Here is a 533-nt window from a genome sequence, read left to right as displayed (position 1 = left end):
TTTTGCCAAAACTGTGCATGGTGTTGATTGGCTTCTTGTAGTGATTGAAAAAGTTCTAAAGAATCAGATATTCTAAAAAGCTTAAAAAGCAAGTATGCTTTTTGGGGTAAAATTTGATGAGTTAAAAAATCTTCTATTTTAGAAATAGTAAGATTTTCTTTGGTTTTACTATGAAGCCTATCTTCGAGTTTAATTAAATTAAGATTGGTTTGTTCAGCAATGATTCCTTTTTGTAGTTTATCAATCAAATCTTGCATAAAATGACACAAGTGCTCATGTGCATTTAATGCCTTGGTAAAATCATGTTTAAAATAAATTTCTGCATAATTTTTCCATAGATTAAGATTATACATATCTTTAGAAAGTAATTCTTTGAAAATTTGTTCAGATTCTTCTAGTTTATTACTCAGTTTATAAATAAAAGCCAATTCTAACTTAAGTTCATCTTCTAAATCATCTTTGCGAGTTAAAAGTGTTTGTAATAAATTCAAGGCTTCATCAAGTCTTAAATTTTCAATATAGCTTTTAGCAAG

General features: G+C 27.0%; 1 pseudogene. It reads right to left on the bottom strand.

Annotation, left to right across the window (positions count from 1 at the left end):
- Positions 1-533: pseudogene (locus ELQ11_RS09670) on the bottom strand (hypothetical protein); the annotation flags it as partial.

This window comes from Campylobacter sp. US50a, assembly GCF_004379015.1.
Taxonomy (GTDB): domain Bacteria; phylum Campylobacterota; class Campylobacteria; order Campylobacterales; family Campylobacteraceae; genus Campylobacter_D; species Campylobacter_D jejuni.
This window is presented reverse-complemented; position numbering and strand designations above follow the sequence as displayed.